The organism is Woronichinia naegeliana WA131 (assembly GCA_025370055.1).
GTDB classification, from domain to species: Bacteria; Cyanobacteriota; Cyanobacteriia; order Cyanobacteriales; family Microcystaceae; genus Woronichinia; species Woronichinia naegeliana.
Map to the genome: position 1 here is coordinate 7,046,540 of CP073041.1, position 16,106 is coordinate 7,062,645.

Annotated in this window: 11 protein-coding genes and 4 pseudogenes; 7 read left to right on the top strand and 8 right to left on the bottom strand. The window is 43.5% G+C overall.

Annotation, left to right across the window (positions count from 1 at the left end):
- Nucleotides 1–169 precede the first annotated feature (169 nt).
- Complete coding sequence (locus KA717_35830) at nucleotides 170–1,051, top strand: IS110 family transposase (GenBank protein UXE60796.1); 882 nt, start codon at nucleotides 170–172, stop codon at nucleotides 1,049–1,051.
- Between the two features lie 520 nt (nucleotides 1,052–1,571).
- On the opposite strand, the gene KA717_35835 is transcribed toward KA717_35830, so the two are convergent.
- The 4 genes from KA717_35835 to KA717_35850 form a co-directional block, all read right to left on the bottom strand.
- Nucleotides 1,572–2,411, bottom strand: a complete 840-nt coding sequence (locus tag KA717_35835) for a nitrate ABC transporter ATP-binding protein (protein ID UXE60797.1) — start codon at nucleotides 2,409–2,411, stop codon at nucleotides 1,572–1,574.
- A 237-nt stretch (nucleotides 2,412–2,648) separates the two neighbouring features.
- Nucleotides 2,649–4,646, bottom strand: a complete 1,998-nt coding sequence (locus KA717_35840; protein UXE64882.1) for a nitrate ABC transporter ATP-binding protein — start codon at nucleotides 4,644–4,646, stop codon at nucleotides 2,649–2,651.
- A gap of 143 nt (nucleotides 4,647–4,789) precedes the next feature.
- Nucleotides 4,790–5,620, bottom strand: a complete 831-nt coding sequence (gene ntrB, locus KA717_35845) for a nitrate ABC transporter permease (GenBank protein ID UXE60798.1) — start codon at nucleotides 5,618–5,620, stop codon at nucleotides 4,790–4,792.
- A gap of 156 nt (nucleotides 5,621–5,776) precedes the next feature.
- Complete coding sequence (locus KA717_35850) at nucleotides 5,777–7,132, bottom strand: ABC transporter substrate-binding protein (protein UXE60799.1); 1,356 nt, start codon at nucleotides 7,130–7,132, stop codon at nucleotides 5,777–5,779.
- Between the two features lie 505 nt (nucleotides 7,133–7,637).
- Here KA717_35850 and KA717_35855 point away from each other — a divergent pair.
- The 3 genes and pseudogenes from KA717_35855 (at nucleotide 7,638) to KA717_35865 (ending at nucleotide 9,727) form a co-directional block, all read left to right on the top strand.
- Nucleotides 7,638–7,721 (top strand): annotated as a pseudogene (locus KA717_35855) (LysR family transcriptional regulator).
- A 411-nt stretch (nucleotides 7,722–8,132) separates the two neighbouring features.
- Nucleotides 8,133–9,140, top strand: a complete 1,008-nt coding sequence (gene trpS / locus KA717_35860) for a tryptophan--tRNA ligase (protein ID UXE60800.1) — start codon at nucleotides 8,133–8,135, stop codon at nucleotides 9,138–9,140.
- 77 nt (nucleotides 9,141–9,217) lie between these two features.
- Entirely contained in the window at nucleotides 9,218–9,727 is a 510-nt protein-coding gene (locus KA717_35865) for a peptidylprolyl isomerase (GenBank protein ID UXE60801.1), read from the top strand.
- A gap of 274 nt (nucleotides 9,728–10,001) precedes the next feature.
- On the opposite strand, the pseudogene KA717_35870 reads toward KA717_35865, so the two are convergent.
- Nucleotides 10,002–10,337: pseudogene (locus KA717_35870) on the bottom strand (M23 family metallopeptidase).
- Between the two features lie 1,067 nt (nucleotides 10,338–11,404).
- On the opposite strand from KA717_35870, the pseudogene KA717_35875 reads away from it, so the two are divergent.
- Nucleotides 11,405–11,719, top strand: a pseudogene (locus KA717_35875) (transposase).
- A 5-nt stretch (nucleotides 11,720–11,724) separates the two neighbouring features.
- Nucleotides 11,725–11,949, top strand: a pseudogene (locus tag KA717_35880) (ISKra4 family transposase).
- A gap of 109 nt (nucleotides 11,950–12,058) precedes the next feature.
- On the opposite strand, the gene KA717_35885 reads toward KA717_35880, so the two are convergent.
- Entirely contained in the window at nucleotides 12,059–12,253 is a 195-nt protein-coding gene (locus KA717_35885; GenBank protein UXE60802.1) for a hypothetical protein, read from the bottom strand.
- A gap of 120 nt (nucleotides 12,254–12,373) precedes the next feature.
- Complete coding sequence (locus KA717_35890; protein UXE60803.1) at nucleotides 12,374–12,883, bottom strand: L,D-transpeptidase; 510 nt, start codon at nucleotides 12,881–12,883, stop codon at nucleotides 12,374–12,376.
- 186 nt (nucleotides 12,884–13,069) lie between these two features.
- On the opposite strand from KA717_35890, the gene KA717_35895 reads away from it, so the two are divergent.
- Nucleotides 13,070–13,678, top strand: coding sequence for a hypothetical protein (locus tag KA717_35895; GenBank protein UXE60804.1), 609 nt, complete (start codon nucleotides 13,070–13,072; stop codon nucleotides 13,676–13,678).
- On the opposite strand, the gene KA717_35900 is transcribed toward KA717_35895, so the two are convergent.
- Complete coding sequence (locus tag KA717_35900) at nucleotides 13,675–16,080, bottom strand: bile acid beta-glucosidase (protein UXE60805.1); 2,406 nt, start codon at nucleotides 16,078–16,080, stop codon at nucleotides 13,675–13,677. The genes KA717_35895 and KA717_35900 overlap by 4 nt on opposite strands.
- Nucleotides 16,081–16,106 lie beyond the last annotated feature (26 nt).

Genomic DNA, 16,106 nt, shown 5'->3' on the forward strand with positions numbered 1-16,106 from the left:
CTTAAAGGAAGAGTGGTAGACCGATTCCCCCTTGGTTATAAAAGCCGAGATTTAGTCTAGGTCGCCACTCATCAATCCTTCAAAAACTCGAAAAATCGAGAGGGTCACGAACCCGTAGTGAACAAGGTCGAGTAATGAAGATAAAAACTCAAAGTAAAGGGGTAAAAGCATGGAAACTCAAGTAGCAAGCCAATGGGTTGGTATAGACGTCAGCAAAGCCAAGTTGGACATAGCTTTACGTCCAGCGAATAAGGTTTTGCAAGTAACCAATCAAGAGTCAGGCTGGCAGGAATTAAGCGAACAACTCAAAAAATACAAAATTGAGTTAATCATCATCGAATCAACAGGAGGAATGGAAAGAGGAGTGGCTCACAAGCTGCAAAAAGAGGAATTCAAGGTAGCAGTGATTAATCCCAAAAGAGCCAGAGATTTTGCCAAGGCATCAGGTCGTCTAGCGAAAACGGACAAAATAGATGCCGAGGTATTAGCCCATTTTGGAGAAGCCTTGCAACCAAGCCCAAAACCGTTAGCATCAGAATCTCAAGTAGCTTTATCCGATTTGGTCAATCGTCGTAGTCAGTTAGTGGAAATGCTAAACAGTGAACAAAAACGAGCGCACAGTGTTCGTAGTAGCACGGCGAAAGCTGACATTGAGACTAATATTCAATGGCTCAAACAAAGGATAAAAGGAATGGATGAGCAGATAGACCAACTGCGGCAAGACAACGAAGAGAGTAAAAAGCAGTATGAGCTATTAACCAGTGTACCTGGAGTGGGCAGAGTAACGGCCGTGACCTTGCTATCAATGTTGCCAGAATTAGGAGAGCTACCATTGAAGAAACTGTCGAGTCTAGTGGGAATTGCTCCCATGAACTGTGACAGTGGGCAAATGCGAGGAAAACGACGTATTATCGGTGGACGAGCAAGGGTGCGTGCCGTGCTGTATATGTCAGCCCTAGTGGCAATACAACACAATCCGGTAATTAGGGTTTGCCGAATAAAGGCAGAACCTTTATCAGATAAGCTTTTCAGCCATTTTGAACACGATTAGGTGCAAGCTTATGGCATTTGAAGGCTCAAAATCCATGCACTTTGCTAGAAAATTGTGGGTTAAAATCGGAAACTGATTTCTGAAGTCACCATTTTTCGCGCCCTGTGGCATCTAGGTTCGATTTGCAGACTTATTCAGCAAGCCCTAATTAAGGCGTTTTATCAAAAATTGCTCCAGGCAGGTAAGGCCAAAAAAGTAGCTTTAATTGCCTGCGCTCATAAGCTATTGGGATTTCTTCATGCTATAGTCAAGAGTCAAAAACCTTGGCGATGTCCAGAGAATATTGAGATAAAGGAGGAAAAACTGCAAGCGTGCTAATTCTCTGATATTGGTTGAAAGAGTTAACATAACTCATTCTCTGACGAGTTGTATGAGGATGAGTTGTTTGTTTTGACTAATTTTATTTGATGAGCGATCCTATCAAGGCCTTGACAAACAAGATAATCGCTAAATCCCCCTTAAAAAGGGGGACTTTTTTGAATTTGCAAGAGGTCTATTTTTGTTGCTTGATCACTCTGCTTTAAGCCGCATCATCATCGTGGGCAAAACGGTTATACAAGAAGTCCAGAGCATAGTTACGCAATTTGTAATACTCTGGGTCTTCCATAATACGATCGCGATCGCGGGGGCGCGAAAACGGAATGGTCATAATTTCCCCGATTTTAGCGTGTGGGCCATTGGTCATCATTACTAGGCGATCAGCCAGAAATAAGGCTTCATCAATATCGTGGGTAATCATCAACACCGTACAGCGATGTTCACCTTCGGTGCGCCCTTGGCGACCGTTCCAAATTTGCAATAATTCTTCCTGTAATTCCTCTTTGGTAATGGCATCTAACGCCCCAAACGGTTCATCTAAAATTAAGACCTGGGGACGAATGGCTAAGGCTCTAGCAATCGAAACCCGTTGTTTCATTCCTCCCGAAATTTGCGTTGGTTTCTTGTCCATTGCTTCCGTTAAACCCACCATTGCTAAATGGTCTTTAGCGATCGCTTTTTTCTCGGCTTCGGATTTGTTGGGATAGACCGAATCTACCGCTAAATAAACATTTTCTAAGGCCGTTAACCAGGGCAAGAGAGCATAACCTTGGAAAACTACCATGCGATCGGGGCCAGGTTCCACAATTTGTTTTCCACCGACTCGAACGGAACCTTCTGTGGGATGGGCAAAGCCTGAAACCATGTTTAATAAAGTAGATTTACCGCAACCAGAGTGACCGATTACGCAGATAAATTCGCCTTCATTAACGGTTAAGTTAACATCTTCTAAAACGGTGTAGGGGCCGCGAGGCGTTTGATAAACTTTGGAAACATTTTCGATGCTTAAAAATGGTTCAGTAGCAGTGAGAGTTGCGTTCATAGGTTTGTCGAGAAGCTCTAAGTTTTGCATAATATTGATAGTTGACAATTGATAATTGACAATTAGTGAAATTACAGCCAACGATGCAACACAAGTTTTTCTGCCTAAGCTTTTAGGTTTTATCCCCCTAAATCCCCCTTGGTAAGGGGGACTTCAAACCGTTAATTTGTCTGGTTCCCCCCTTTCAAAGGGGGGCTAGGGGGGATTTTATAACAGCAGCTTTTTCAGGGGAAAAGATCAGGCTGAAACTAATCGCTGACCATCTAAATGCACTTCTGCCATCGTAAAATTGCGATGAATCTCTAAATGGGTGAGGTAAGAAATGGGATCATCGGCGTTAAATTCAATGCCATCAAATAGGGCGATCGGTTGCCGTTGATAATTCACATCCATGCCTAACTCCCTGGCGGCGGTACTAAAGACACCTACGCGACAAACCCGTTCTAAAATTTCTACCCAATTACGAGGGAAAGGAATTTCACCCCAACGGGCCATCTGGGTCATCATCCAGAGATGTTCCGTCCGACTGGGACGATTGACATTCACGCCGTAAAAGAGGTGATGGGCATACTCTACTGGCTTATTTACATCACAGGTGTATTGATTAGGATCGCCCAGTTGAATGTACTCGATAGAAGTACTCAGATAATTGCGACCCGCTAAAATTTCGCGTATTTCCTGTTCATGCTGAGGATTAGCACAATATTCGCAGGCTTCTAACAAGGCTTTCACTAAAGCAATATGGCTATTGGGATATTTGATCGCCCAATCTTCCCGTACTCCTAGTACCTTACCTGGATGACCCTGCCAAATTTCTAAATCCGTCGCAATGGTGAAGCCAGCCCCTTCGATCGCCGCCCGTAGATTCCAAGGCTCACCGACACAATAACCGTCAATGGTTCCCGCTTTCAAATCCGCGACCATCTGAGCGGGAGGAATGGTTTTTAGGTTCACATCGTGATCGGGATCAATGCCATTAGCCGCTAACCAGTAGCGCAACAGCAGATTGTGCATTGAAGAAGGGTGTACCATGCCAAGGGTATGATTTTCCCCCTCGGATTCCAGCAATAACTTTTTAAAATCGGCGGCAGTATAAACGCCCTTTTCGTATAACTCCTTACTGAGGGTGACACCGTTACCATTGCGAGTCATGGTTAGAGCCGTTACAACGGGCAAAGATTGTTCTTGATGGCCGCCAGCCGTTAACCAAGTGGGCATTCCCGAAGGCATTTGAGCCGCATCCAGATACCCTCCTGCAATGCCGTCCACAATTCCGCGCCAACTGGTTTCCCGTACTAGGTTGACCTCATCCAAACCATGTTTGACAAAAAAGCCTTTTTCTTTAGCAATTACCAAGGGAGCACAAGCGGTTAAAGGCACATAACCCAGTTCTAAATTGATTTTTTCTAAGCCATGACGGGCAATAGTGGTAACTTTTTGAGCGCGTAATTTTTTAATCCGTTTCTGTTGATTTAAAAAGTAAATAATTTCACTTCTCAAACTGTAATAACTGGGATGATTAACGACTTCCATTCGTTTGCGAGGACGGGGAATATCTACTTCTAAAATGCCGCCAATTTTAGAGGAGGGGCCATTAGTTAACATGACGATGCGATCAGACAATAAAACCGCTTCATCTACATCGTGAGTCACCATTACCGAAGTTACTTGATATTCCTCGCAAATCTTCATTAATTGTTCTTGCAAATTACCGCGAGTCAGGGCATCTAAGGCTCCAAACGGTTCATCTAATAGCAACACTTTAGGACGTATTGCTAAAGCGCGGGCGATCGCCACCCGTTGACGCATCCCCCCCGATAATTCCTTGGGTAATTTCTCTACCGCATGACGCAAACCAACCAGATCAATATGCTGTTCAATAACCTCATTTTGTTCTTGGGCAGAACTTCCCGCCATCACTTCTTCAACGGCTAAGGCAATATTTTGACGCACCGTTAACCAAGGCAACAGGGAATAATTTTGAAAAACCACCATGCGATCGGGGCCAGGTTGTTTAATGCGTTGACCCTCTAGAGTAACGACTCCTTCCGTCGGTAAATCTAAACCCGCAATCATATTTAAAAGCGTAGATTTACCACAACCAGAGTGACCAATCAGAGAAATAAATTCACCCTTTTTTATTTCTAGATTAATTCCCTTGAGGGCGATATACTCACCACCACCAGAGAGGGGAAAAACTTTATCAATGTTATCAACAGCAACAAAAACACTCATGATAGTTAATAGGGAATAGAGAAAAGTGAATAGAGGATAATTGAAAATGGATAATTGATAATGAACAATTACAAGGTTTAGCATTTGTCCCCCTTATCAAGGGGGGTAGGGGGGATCAAATTTTATGAAAACGTAGAAAAGATCTACTCCTTGACAATCAAGGTCTGAACAAAAGCCATTAACTTATCCAAAATTAAACCGATCGCGCCGATATAAACGAGAGCCAAGATAATGTCACTGATGTAATTATTTTGGTAAGAATCCCAGATAAAGAAACCAATCCCGACAATCCCCGACATCACAATCTCCGCCGCAATAATCGCTAACCAAGCCAACCCGATCGCAATCCGTAGTCCAGTGAAAATGTAAGGTAAAGCCGAAGGAATCAGAATTTTCAAAAAGAACTTTTGAGGTGCGAGTTGTAACACTTTACGGACATTAATGTAATCCTGGGGAATTTGTTGAACGCCAACCGCAGTATTAATTAAAATTGGCCAAACCGAGGTAATAAAAATCACGAATAACGCCGCAGGTTGATTTTGTTGTAAAGCCGCTAATGCTAAGGGAACCCAAGCCAAAGGGGGAACAGTTCTTAAAAATTGAAAAAGAGGATCTAAGGCTTTATTCCAAAAAGAATTTAAACCAATGACAATACCAACAGAAATACCCACAACAGCCGCGAGAGAATAACCAATTAAAACCCGTTGCAGACTGGCCATTGCTTGCCAGAACAAACCCACATCCGTGCCACCGCGATTAAAGAAAGGATACATCAAATAAATGCGAGTCCGTTCATTAGTAATTAAATCCGTTGGAGGGGGTAATTTAATCAGTCCTGTCATCGAACAGATTTGCCAGACAATCAGAAATCCTAAAATTCCGACAATGGGGGGTAAGATATTTTGGGAATTTTTGTGCCAGAATTTCGCTAAAGGATTCGGGCTAGGACGATTCGTTTTTAAAGTGGTTGCCATAATGTAAAGCTCCTCAATTGAATTGATAATTGACAATGGATAGTTGATAATTAGTAGTTGGAAATTAGTTGATGATGGACAGTTTATAATTGATAATTAGGAGTTAACTAAGTGACAAAAAACGATGCTTCATTATTAATTGTCAATTATCCATTATCAATTAACTTTAATTGCCAAGCTATTAAGATAGGCTTGCGGATTTGCAGGATCAAAAACTTTGCCATCAAAGAATTTTTCAACTCCACGAGAATCCCCTGTAGGAATGTCGGCGGCGGGAATACCAGCTTCTTTAGCCGCTTCTTTCCAAATATCAGAACGATTGACTTTATCAATCAAATTCTTAGAGCCTTCCAGATAGGTTTTAGGCAAGAAACCCCAACGTACACTTTCCGTTAAAAACCAAAGATCAAGGCTCTTATAGGGATAGGAAATAACACCTTTGTCGGTTTTCCAATAACGGACAGCCATATTAAAATCATCAATATCGGGCTGACCATCTCCCATCACATATTTGCCCATAAACATTGGTTCTAAGGTTGCCGCAGGAACATTAAAGTAACTCGCTTTAGCAACAATTTGAGCCAATTCTTTACGGTTTTCCTGTTTGTCACACCATTGCTGGGCTTCCATTACCGCTTTTAAAATTGCTTTAGTTGCCTTGGGATTTTTATCAACCCAATCGGCTCGCATTCCTAAATATTCTTCAGGATGAGAAGGCCAAATTTGAGCCGTTAAAGCCGCAACAAAACCAATGTCATCTTTAATTAAACGTCCTGGCCAAGGATCGCCCGTGCTAAATCCTTCCATTGTTCCCGTTTTCATATTGGCAACAGTTTGGGCGGCAGGAACAGTCAACAAACTAACATCTTTGTCGGGATCAATTCCCCCGGCGGCCAACCAATAACGAATCCAAAAGTCTTGATTTGCTTTCGGAAAAGTATAGGCGGCTCTAAATTTTTTGCCTTCTTTTGCTAATCCCTGGATATAGTCCTTGGCTTTGGACATATCGAGGCTAATATTTTTGCCCATTTGACTTTTGGAGATCGCAATACCATTACCCTGGGTGTTTAACATGGCCAACACATACATCGGAATCCCACTGGGATTTTTAGTAATTAAACCCTCGGAAATTAGGTAAGGCATAGGCATTTGCCACTGACCACCATCAATACCGCCCCCCGCCGAACCAATTTCGACGTTATCTCTAGCGGCTCCCCAGTTGGCTTGCTTAGACACTTCCGCATCAGTCATGCCGTACTTAGCAAAAAAGCCTTTTTCCTTGGCAATAATTAACGGGGCCGCCTCAAAAATAGGCATAAAACCGAGTTTAACCTTGGTGGTTTCAGGGGTGGTTTCAGGGGTTAGGTTTGTCGCTTGAGTAGTGGCAGTAGTTGTAGTCCCACTGTTTCCTTGGGGTTCGGGAGGATTGCCCAAGCAGCCTTTTAAGAAGATGGAACTGCTGGCCACCATCCCTGCGGTGATTAAAAATTTGCGGCGATTAAATGAATTCATGGGGAATAGTAATAGAGAGAAGCTATTTTAAAATGGGGATCAATTGAGAGTATCGGGGTTAGGGAAGAGCAGGGATTTCAGCCCGAAGAGTAAGACCAGTAAAGCAAAGTAACCTGTAAAACCGTAGATAATTAAATCTGTCATCGTGATTTCCTCAATTCGTTGAATTTAATCATAAAGGAAATCTAAGATAGATAAATACCCAATATTTTATTTATACGATAGGCTTTGTCTATTGATATTCAAGGTGTTTCTAGGTTAGCATTGGTGTCAACTTAAGCCAAAAGCCTTACTAAATAAGGATCGTAGGATGGATTATGCGATCCTAACCCATCATCAATCAACGATTAATCAAGCGTTATAGTTTCTAATCCTCCGAAATAAGGCTCAACGGCTCGTCATCAAACGGTTCCAAAGCCTTAATTAGCAAGAGTTACACATTAAGTTGACACAGATGCTAGGTTAGTCGCCGTAACGATAAGTTTTTGCGTCGATCACTTAGCGCATCGGATCTAGTAGTACCAATGAAGAACTTTTTCTGACCCAACCAACGGTTTCTCAGTCGATGAAGCAACTTACAAAAAAGGTTCTTAGGTACTTATTATGCTAAATATGAGGTTATCTACTCCAGAACCCTTGCCAGGAAAGGGTTTCCTTGTTTTTACACTTAATTCATGCCAAATTAACTGACAGTTTTCACCGAAAGCCTTATACAGCAAGGATTGTAGAGGTTGATAAGACGTGGCACTGGTGGTTAACAGTAAGGTTCCCGTACCAAAACCAGAGTTGCCTGAGATGCCATCACATAGCTTCTGAGACTAATCAGTTTTTTCTCATGTTAAAGGGGATTGATATCAATGTGAGGAGATTGATTCTCATTACTCATCTATCACAATCGTTGTATTGTATGAATTTATGGTGTGAATTTGCAGTAACCTAAACAATATCGGGTTCAAAAAAAGATCAAGAACTTCCCCGAAAACCGCTATTTTTAACCAGCATGGGCAAACAACGAATTCTTTCCGGTGTACAACCGACAGGCAATCTTCACCTCGGCAACTATTTAGGTGCGATCCGTAACTGGGTCGAAAATCAAGCGGACTACAATAATTTTTTCTGTGTGGTAGATCTACACGCCATCACGGTTCCCCACAATCCCAAAACCCTAGCAGAAGATACCTACACGATCGCGGCTTTGTACTTAGCCTGTGGTATTGATCTTCAGTACTCTACCATTTTTGTGCAATCCCAGGTCACGGCCCACAGCGAACTGGCTTGGTTGCTAAATTGTATTACCCCCCTCAATTGGCTAGAGCGCATGATTCAATTCAAGGAAAAGGCTCTTAAACAAGGGGAAAATGTCAGTGTGGGACTGCTGGACTATCCCATTCTCATGGCAGCAGATATTTTGCTCTACGATGCCGATAAGGTTCCTGTGGGAGAAGACCAGAAGCAACATCTAGAGTTAACCAGGGATATTGTGATCCGCGTTAACGACAAATTTGGCAGTACGGATCGCCCCATTTTAAAATTACCAGAACCCTTAATTCGTCAAGAAGGAGCCAGGGTGATGAGCTTATTAGATGGCACGAAAAAAATGTCTAAATCCGATGAATCTGAACTCAGTCGGATCAATGTCCTAGACCCCCCCGATCTGATTCAGAAAAAGATCAAAAAATGCAAAACTGATCCTATTAAAGGTCTGACTTTTGACGATCGCGATCGCCCTGAATGCCATAATCTCCTAACCATTTATAGCCTACTCTCAGGAAAATCTAAAGCTCTCGTCGCGGAAGAATGTCGAGAAATGGGCTGGGGTCAATTTAAACCCCTTTTAACGGAAACCACCATCGCCGCTTTACAACCCATTCAGGAAAAATATCAGGCCATCCGCTCAGAATCGGGTTATTTACAATCGGTCTTGCGCGAGGGTCAGGAAAAAGCGGCAGCAGTGGCCAATCAAACCTTAAGTCGGGTTAAAGAGTCCCTTGGCTTTTTGCCATCTTAACTAGGCGATTAGAAACTGCTTTAAAAAGAGATAGGCTATGATTGTTGTGTTTTGCAAACTGCTAGAAGAAAATCTCCATGACCAAAGTTTATTTTGATATCGCTATTGGTAGCGAACCCGATCGCCGCATTGTGATGGAATTATTTGATGATGTAACTCCTACAACGGCCGAAAACTTCCGCGCTCTTTGTACGGGAGAAAAGGGAGTGGGTAAAGCCGGTAAACCTCTCCATTTTAAAGGCTCTCTCTTCCATCGGATTATTCCTAATTTTATGGCCCAAGGGGGAGATTTTACTCGTGGCAATGGAACGGGTGGAGAATCCATCTACGGCGAAAAGTTTGCCGACGAGAATTTTAAAAAGAAACACGATAAACCTGGTTTACTCTCGATGGCTAATGCTGGCCCCGATACCAATGGTTCCCAATTTTTTCTAACCTTTGTGGAAACGCCCTGGCTAGACGGTAAACACGTTGTCTTTGGCGAGGTGGTGGAAGGACTCGAAGTGCTGAAATTGCTCGAAGCTCAAGGTAGTGACAGTGGTAAGACTAAAGTTCCTGTAACGATTACTAATTCCGGTCAACTTTAAGTTTCTTATTCTGGCCCACCGCGATCGCTGTTAAGTTTTAGCTGCGAACATTGAATCCCCCCTTGAATAAGCCCAGTTTGCTTAAGGGGGGAAGCGAAGAAAAACACTAATCTACCGACAGAAGGTACTGTATATTGTATCTACTTTAGCCTTGGGGTTTAACCAGAGTAGCATTGGCTAACTGTTGAGTCCGAATCAGATTTCCTAGAGCGTATTCCAGGTGAGGCCCGGCATCCACTGCAACCCAGCCTTCCTTAGTTAAGTGTCGCCATTCAAAATGGAGGTGAGGCCCGGTAGAAAAGCCAGTACTACCCACACGACCAATGACTTCACCCTGTTGTACTGCTTGACCAGGTTTCACGAAAATCTCAGACAAGTGTCCATAGCGCGATTCTTGAGTCCCTTCGAGGTGGCGAATAATGACCGTCATGCCATAACCCCCTAACCAATCCGCTACAGCCACTTCTCCTTGATAGGCCGCCAATACTGGTGTTCCCAAGGGCGCACCAATGTCCGTTCCTGAGTGCATTCGGCCAGTACCCGCAATGGGGTGAATCCGCCAACCAAAAGCGGAGGTAATGGGGGCAACAACAGGCAAGGGGAAAAGTAAGTCAGTTCGACTTTCTCCCTGGGGTGCAGTGGGGGCATAGAGAGAGGTGGCACGGCTATATTCCGGCATGGGAGCCAAAGCGATCGCTAACCCACGACGAATAATCGGTTCTAGGCTAACAACCTGACTCGAATTAACTTCTTGATTGGCACGATAGGGTTGATAATTGTGCTGACGGAGCGCGATCGGTCGGATCGGAGCAAAACCAGAATTCTGGCTGATTAGGCTTTGGGCCGATACTCTAGGACGGCTGGCCAACCGTTGATAGCGAGGAATAAAAGCTCTGTTATTGGCGATCGCTTCTCTGGTCATGGAAGTCGAGATCGAGGTTCGACGAGCAGAACTAGCCGTGACCCCACAGCCCCGATTTAATGAACCATTTTGGACGACTATTTGACAACCACTGCTTCTTTCCGTTAGGACAACCGTTGGTTGCTGTGACTCGCCCTTATAGGATGTATTGTCAATATAACTGTTCTTGCCTTGAAGGTTGTCTGATGCGTTTGGTAAAGTGTTAGATTCACGCGAGAGAGAAATTCTAGGGGCCGACAGTTGGGAATGGACAGTCCGCGATCGCTCAGAACGAAAAGCTTGCCGAGGGGAACGAACCCGAACTGACTCGAAGGAACGGACTCTTTGAGGTTGCGGTGCTTCAACGGGTTGAATGGCTGGAGCCTCTCGAACGGCTGGAGCCGCAGGAGCAATGGGAGCAGGGACATCAGGAATGACGAGGGTTTCCTGGGCTATCGTCGGAGCAACCACTAAGGGATTACTCAATAAGGCCAAACTACCCAATACCCCCAATCCTCGCTGTAATAAGGGAGTTTTTTCTGATTTAACCGACGGGAGACTCATGGTCTGATCCTCTCTCACAACACAATAATGCGATTATTCGCTTCATTGATTGTAAGGGGTATTGCAATAAATGCAAATGGCCCGCTAGGCGTTTTTGGGAAATGGGCAATCATCAACGGCTATAATGCTCGAAAGTATTGTCACACAACGGCTGTTGACATTGATATTTTAAGGGCATGGACTGTCTGGATTTCTTTGAAAAAAATATTAACAGTGAAATGATAATTAGTTTTATTGATAAATTTAGTGAAAAGATAGAGAAGAAAACAGTATTGTTGATGGATCAAGCAACAATACACACAAGCGACAAAATAATGGAAAAAATAGAAGAGTGGAAAGAGAAAAATCTAGAAATATTTTGGTTGCCAGCTTATTCACCAAAGTTAAATTTAATTGAAATACTATGGAAATTCATAAAATATGAATGAGTAGAAGTAAGTGCGTATGAAAGCAAAAAGAGTTTACGCAATTACCTCACAAAAGTGCTTGAAGGCTTCGGGACTGAGTATGTAATTAATTTTGCATGATCACTTACGATAGTGAGGGAGAACGTCAACATACAATCTGTCTAGGTGCGGCACCAGAGTATGGAAAAAAGAGTTTTCTAGAAAGATTGGAAAGAGAAATTGAGCGAGCGAAAAACCGTTATCCAGATGCAAAATTGGTCGGTATAGCAGATGGTGCAGAATCAAATTGGAAGTTTTTAGAAAAGCAGACGGAAGAACAGATATTAGATTTCTATCATGCCTCTGACTACACCATCTTTTATCAACTAAAGGTCGCACCCCCGAAAAGTCCCTTTTAACATAGACCATAACAAACTTAAATGGGTTATCCTGGCGATCGTTGAGTAAACCCAAGACAATCTAGAAACTTTGACGGGAGACTAACTTTTCTATCATCGCCTGGCTCTCATGAACCAGTTGCTGACGGCTATCACCCGTATGGGCAAACGTGGGAGTCAAATTACGGGCTTGGAGGGCCATGTGTAGCTGTAGCTCGGCTACATATTCACGGATATCTTCGCGATTCAGATTGGGTTTAGCAGAGAGAGTGGGCACAGTGAGTTTCCTTCCCAAGAGCAGCATTGAACAAGCCACTGTAGAATCTATCACACCTTCTCTCGAATTTAGATGACCTGTTTACAGTTTGTAATATTGACTCGCGTTGACCCGAAGCATTTAGGGGTGAATAACAACAGGTGTTCCTACTTTTGACCAGTTAAACAGCCACTTAGCATGATTGACCGCCAAATTCGTGCAGCCGTGACTGACAGGGGTTCCAAAGCTTTTGTGCCAGTAGGCTCCATGAATGGCATAGCCACCACTGTAATACTGAGCATAGGGTACATCGTCAATGTCGTAACCATCCCCTTTCATGCGATCAATGCGGCGTTTGCTCTGGATCGTAAACATGCCTGGGATAGTGGGTGTCTTTTTTTTGCCCGTTGAAATTAGGATCGCGTAAACGGGTTTAGAACCTTCCCAGGCGGTGAGGCGTTGTGTGGAGAGATTTATTTCAATCCAACGATCTTCAGTTTTCTTTAAATTCGCCATTTTTTGATTGAGAGTAGCCTGATAGGTCTGGGCTAAAACCGACGGCATCCGTAACATTTTCTCCGAACTGCCAGCAGAAACCCAAACCGTGATTAATAAGCCACTGCCCCAAGCCAAAACACGATGAAAGCGCATGAAATCCTATCAATATAAAAAGTTTTAATTTACCTTGATACCGATCTTATCTTAACAAAAGTTCTACCCTAAGACAGTTTTTGGACTATTTTCAACGATGGTGTTCAGAAATCGGGCATGATTAAGATAGAACCCAGTAAAGCTCTCTCTAATCTTTCTATAATTTCCCTAAAATAACTTGAACAAATGACTAGAAAACGGATATCAGATCTATTACGCGAAGAAGTCAAACCTCAGAAGGAGGAACTTTCTGTACCTTCCCCAGGCGAATTGCCCACGCCAGCAGAAACCGAACCGCTTGCCCCCGCTCTTCCAACCCCATCACCTGAGCTTCCAAGCACATCAGCGATCGCCGAGGAATCGAACTTACCGCAAATTGAAGCCAGTATTGATCGTTTAAATCAGGAACTATCCCAGGAAAAAGCTCAGGTTAGCCAACTGCAAGAACAACTAACTGAACAAAAAGCCTTGGTCAAAACGCTAACCACAGACTTAAGTCAGGCGAATAAACATCAACAGTCCCTAGAAGTCGCCCAGCAAAAAATTCAGGATCTCAACCAACAAATTAAATTGCTAGAACCCCTCAAGCAAGATTTGGAATCTCAACAAATCTTAATCAATAAACTTTACGCAGAAATCCAAACCTTACAAACTACTTTAGAAAAGGCCCAGGCAACTCCTCCTGATCCTATTCCTGCCAATAACGCTTTTGCTTTGGTTCTACCGACTCGTTATGTGGCCCCTGGTCAACCCGATACCCATCTATCTAATGAAGATATCGGTTGGTTTGATTAAGCATTAAAACCCACTAATAAACCGTAAACGCCCCAAATGGCCATGGCTCGTAAATAATGACTAGCGCGAAAAGTACCGACTGTGGTGATGGCTTCAGGAGTCCGAAACTGTAATCCATTCTCATAAACTTGTTTGACGACAGCTTCTGTTAAGCGCAAAGCCTCCTCTTTCATGCCCATTTGAATTAAGAAAGAAGCCAAACCAAAGTTAATTCCTGTCCAGACTTCCAGGGGATGGGTCGCATCAGGATTTTCGGGTTTACCATCGGGCATCAAACCATTAGCTGCCCCAAACTTTCCGTCAGCAAATTTCAGAAAACAGGTGTCATAAACTTTTTTCAAAGCTTTCTCTGCATACTCATTTTCTACGACATCAGGCAAACCCAATAAACGCGCATAAAATTGACCGCAAAGTTGATCGGCCATGACCACTTCTGAACCACTTTCACTATCCAGTTTATAAAATTCGCCATTCCATAAGGTTGGATGGAAAATTGCACGGGACTGAGCTAACCAATCTTGATAGGTTTGCAAACTTTCTCCTATTTCTTTCGGTTTTAATGCTGTTTCTGTGGGTGGATTTTCTAGGAGTAAATTGGCGATCGCGATCGCGGCTTCGAGGGCGGCAATCCATAAAGCTCCACAATAGGCACTAATCCCTTTTAACTGCCAATCATCAAAGGTTTGGTCGGGTGCGCCAGAGTTTTCGGGAATACCATCATTATCTAAATCAAAAGTTTTTAAATAAGCTAAAGTTTCCACAATACTGGGCCAACATTCCCCTAAAAACTCATAATCTTTTTCGGGTAATAAGAGAAAATCTCGATAAACTTGCAGAACAAAATCGCTGCCTAAATCTTTCCACAAATTGCAATCTTGATAGGCCGTGTAATTAGTTTGTTGCCAGGGATGTTCATTGGGCGCACCGAGATCGTGGGGAGTCGCTCCCTTAATTTTACGCGCCGCAGAAACCAGGTTATAACCAATGGTACGCTCACTTTTATCCTCTTCAAAAATGCCACGAGCAAAGGCGATTAAAATGGCTTTATCTAATTTTGGCCAGTTCATCATTAACCCAAAAGAGCCATAAAGACGCACATCTAGACTTTCATACCAACGATAATCCATGCACTCGCAGACCCCAAATTGACCCACAGGATCGGTTTCTGTGGCGGCTGTCCAGAGCGTTCCCCCTTGGGCTAAAAGGTATAACTCATTAAATAAAGCCATTTTCAACCAGTTAGCTAGATCGGGGTTTTGTAGGATCGGATTTTGCCAAGCTTCGACGTTTTCACGCCAGGTATCACCATGTTTTAAAGCGGTGCGAATCATAGCCCAAACATTCTGGCCATTGCGACCATAAAAGTCAGTATAACGGCGATAATATTTAACCCCTTCCTTAAATTCCGTAATGGGAAAATCCCAAGCCACAATGACTGGAATTTGACGGGTTTTACCTGGACGAATCGTAAAACGTAAGGCGATCGCCCCCGCAATTTGTTCCCCAGGATCGGCAGGAGTTTCATCTTGAATATCGGGCAAAGAACCGTTGGCTGCAAACCAATCCCAAACCTCGGAACCATCGCCTTGAGGATTCCAACGACTATGATAAAAGGCTTCTAAACTAGGGTTTCGCACACTGGCAATACAGATTTGTCCTTCCCCTTCTTCTATTTGATCCCGCAGTTGAATACGATTAAATAAACAACCGACCCGAAAATTATCTTCAATCCACTGATTAAAATTACCCGTACTGTCGCCCCAACGGGGTTGATATTCATAGACAGGACTGCCATCGTCGCGCAATTTGACGGTCGGAGATTTAATGGCATTGGTAAACCAACCGACAACATTTTGCCAGGTTACTAACAAGCTAAGGGTAATCGGTTTATCGGTAGGATTATGAAAACTCCAGTTAAAAATACCGACAGGATAACTACTTTCTTGATAATTATTAGCCCAAATGGGAGAAAATTGTTCACAAATAATTTGACTTTTAAAAACGCCTTGATATTCATACCAACTGCGGGGATATAACGCCGAATAGGTTCCTTTTTCCTTCGGATACCATTGCCAACGGGATAAACTGCCATCTTCGGGAGCTTCTGTACTTAACGCATAGGCTTGAGCCTGTTCTCCTTCTGGTTGCTCAAAAATGCTGAATTGACAGGCGGCTAAACTGCGAAAAACGTGTTCCCCCCCGTCCAAATGCCAGAGATTAAAATCTCCTCGCGGCGATCGCCCGATACAACCTGCACCAAAACCACCGAGGGGCATCCCATGCCAGGGGCCATCATCCAAATTACTGGCATAACGGACGGTGTAGGGTTTTTCCCAACCTTTGGCGATCGCACGTTGCCAGGCAGCAGAGGGAATTTTGGGCAGTTGGGGCAGCAAGGTCATTGGGGATAAGTTTTTGGAATAACATA

Bases quoted from the DNA above. Each gene is read 5' to 3' on its own strand.
- KA717_35830 (UXE60796.1), top strand. From the start codon at position 170: ATGGAAACTCAAGTAGCAAGCCAATGGGTTGGTATAGACGTCAGCAAA.
- KA717_35835 (UXE60797.1), bottom strand. From the start codon at position 2,411: ATGAACGCAACTCTCACTGCTACTGAACCATTTTTAAGCATCGAAAAT.
- KA717_35840 (UXE64882.1), bottom strand. From the start codon at position 4,646: ATGAGTGTTTTTGTTGCTGTTGATAACATTGATAAAGTTTTTCCCCTC.
- ntrB (UXE60798.1), bottom strand. From the start codon at position 5,620: ATGGCAACCACTTTAAAAACGAATCGTCCTAGCCCGAATCCTTTAGCG.
- KA717_35850 (UXE60799.1), bottom strand. From the start codon at position 7,132: ATGAATTCATTTAATCGCCGCAAATTTTTAATCACCGCAGGGATGGTG.
- trpS (UXE60800.1), top strand. From the start codon at position 8,133: ATGGGCAAACAACGAATTCTTTCCGGTGTACAACCGACAGGCAATCTT.
- KA717_35865 (UXE60801.1), top strand. From the start codon at position 9,218: ATGACCAAAGTTTATTTTGATATCGCTATTGGTAGCGAACCCGATCGC.
- KA717_35890 (UXE60803.1), bottom strand. From the start codon at position 12,883: ATGCGCTTTCATCGTGTTTTGGCTTGGGGCAGTGGCTTATTAATCACG.
- KA717_35895 (UXE60804.1), top strand. From the start codon at position 13,070: ATGACTAGAAAACGGATATCAGATCTATTACGCGAAGAAGTCAAACCT.
- KA717_35900 (UXE60805.1), bottom strand. From the start codon at position 16,080: ATGACCTTGCTGCCCCAACTGCCCAAAATTCCCTCTGCTGCCTGGCAA.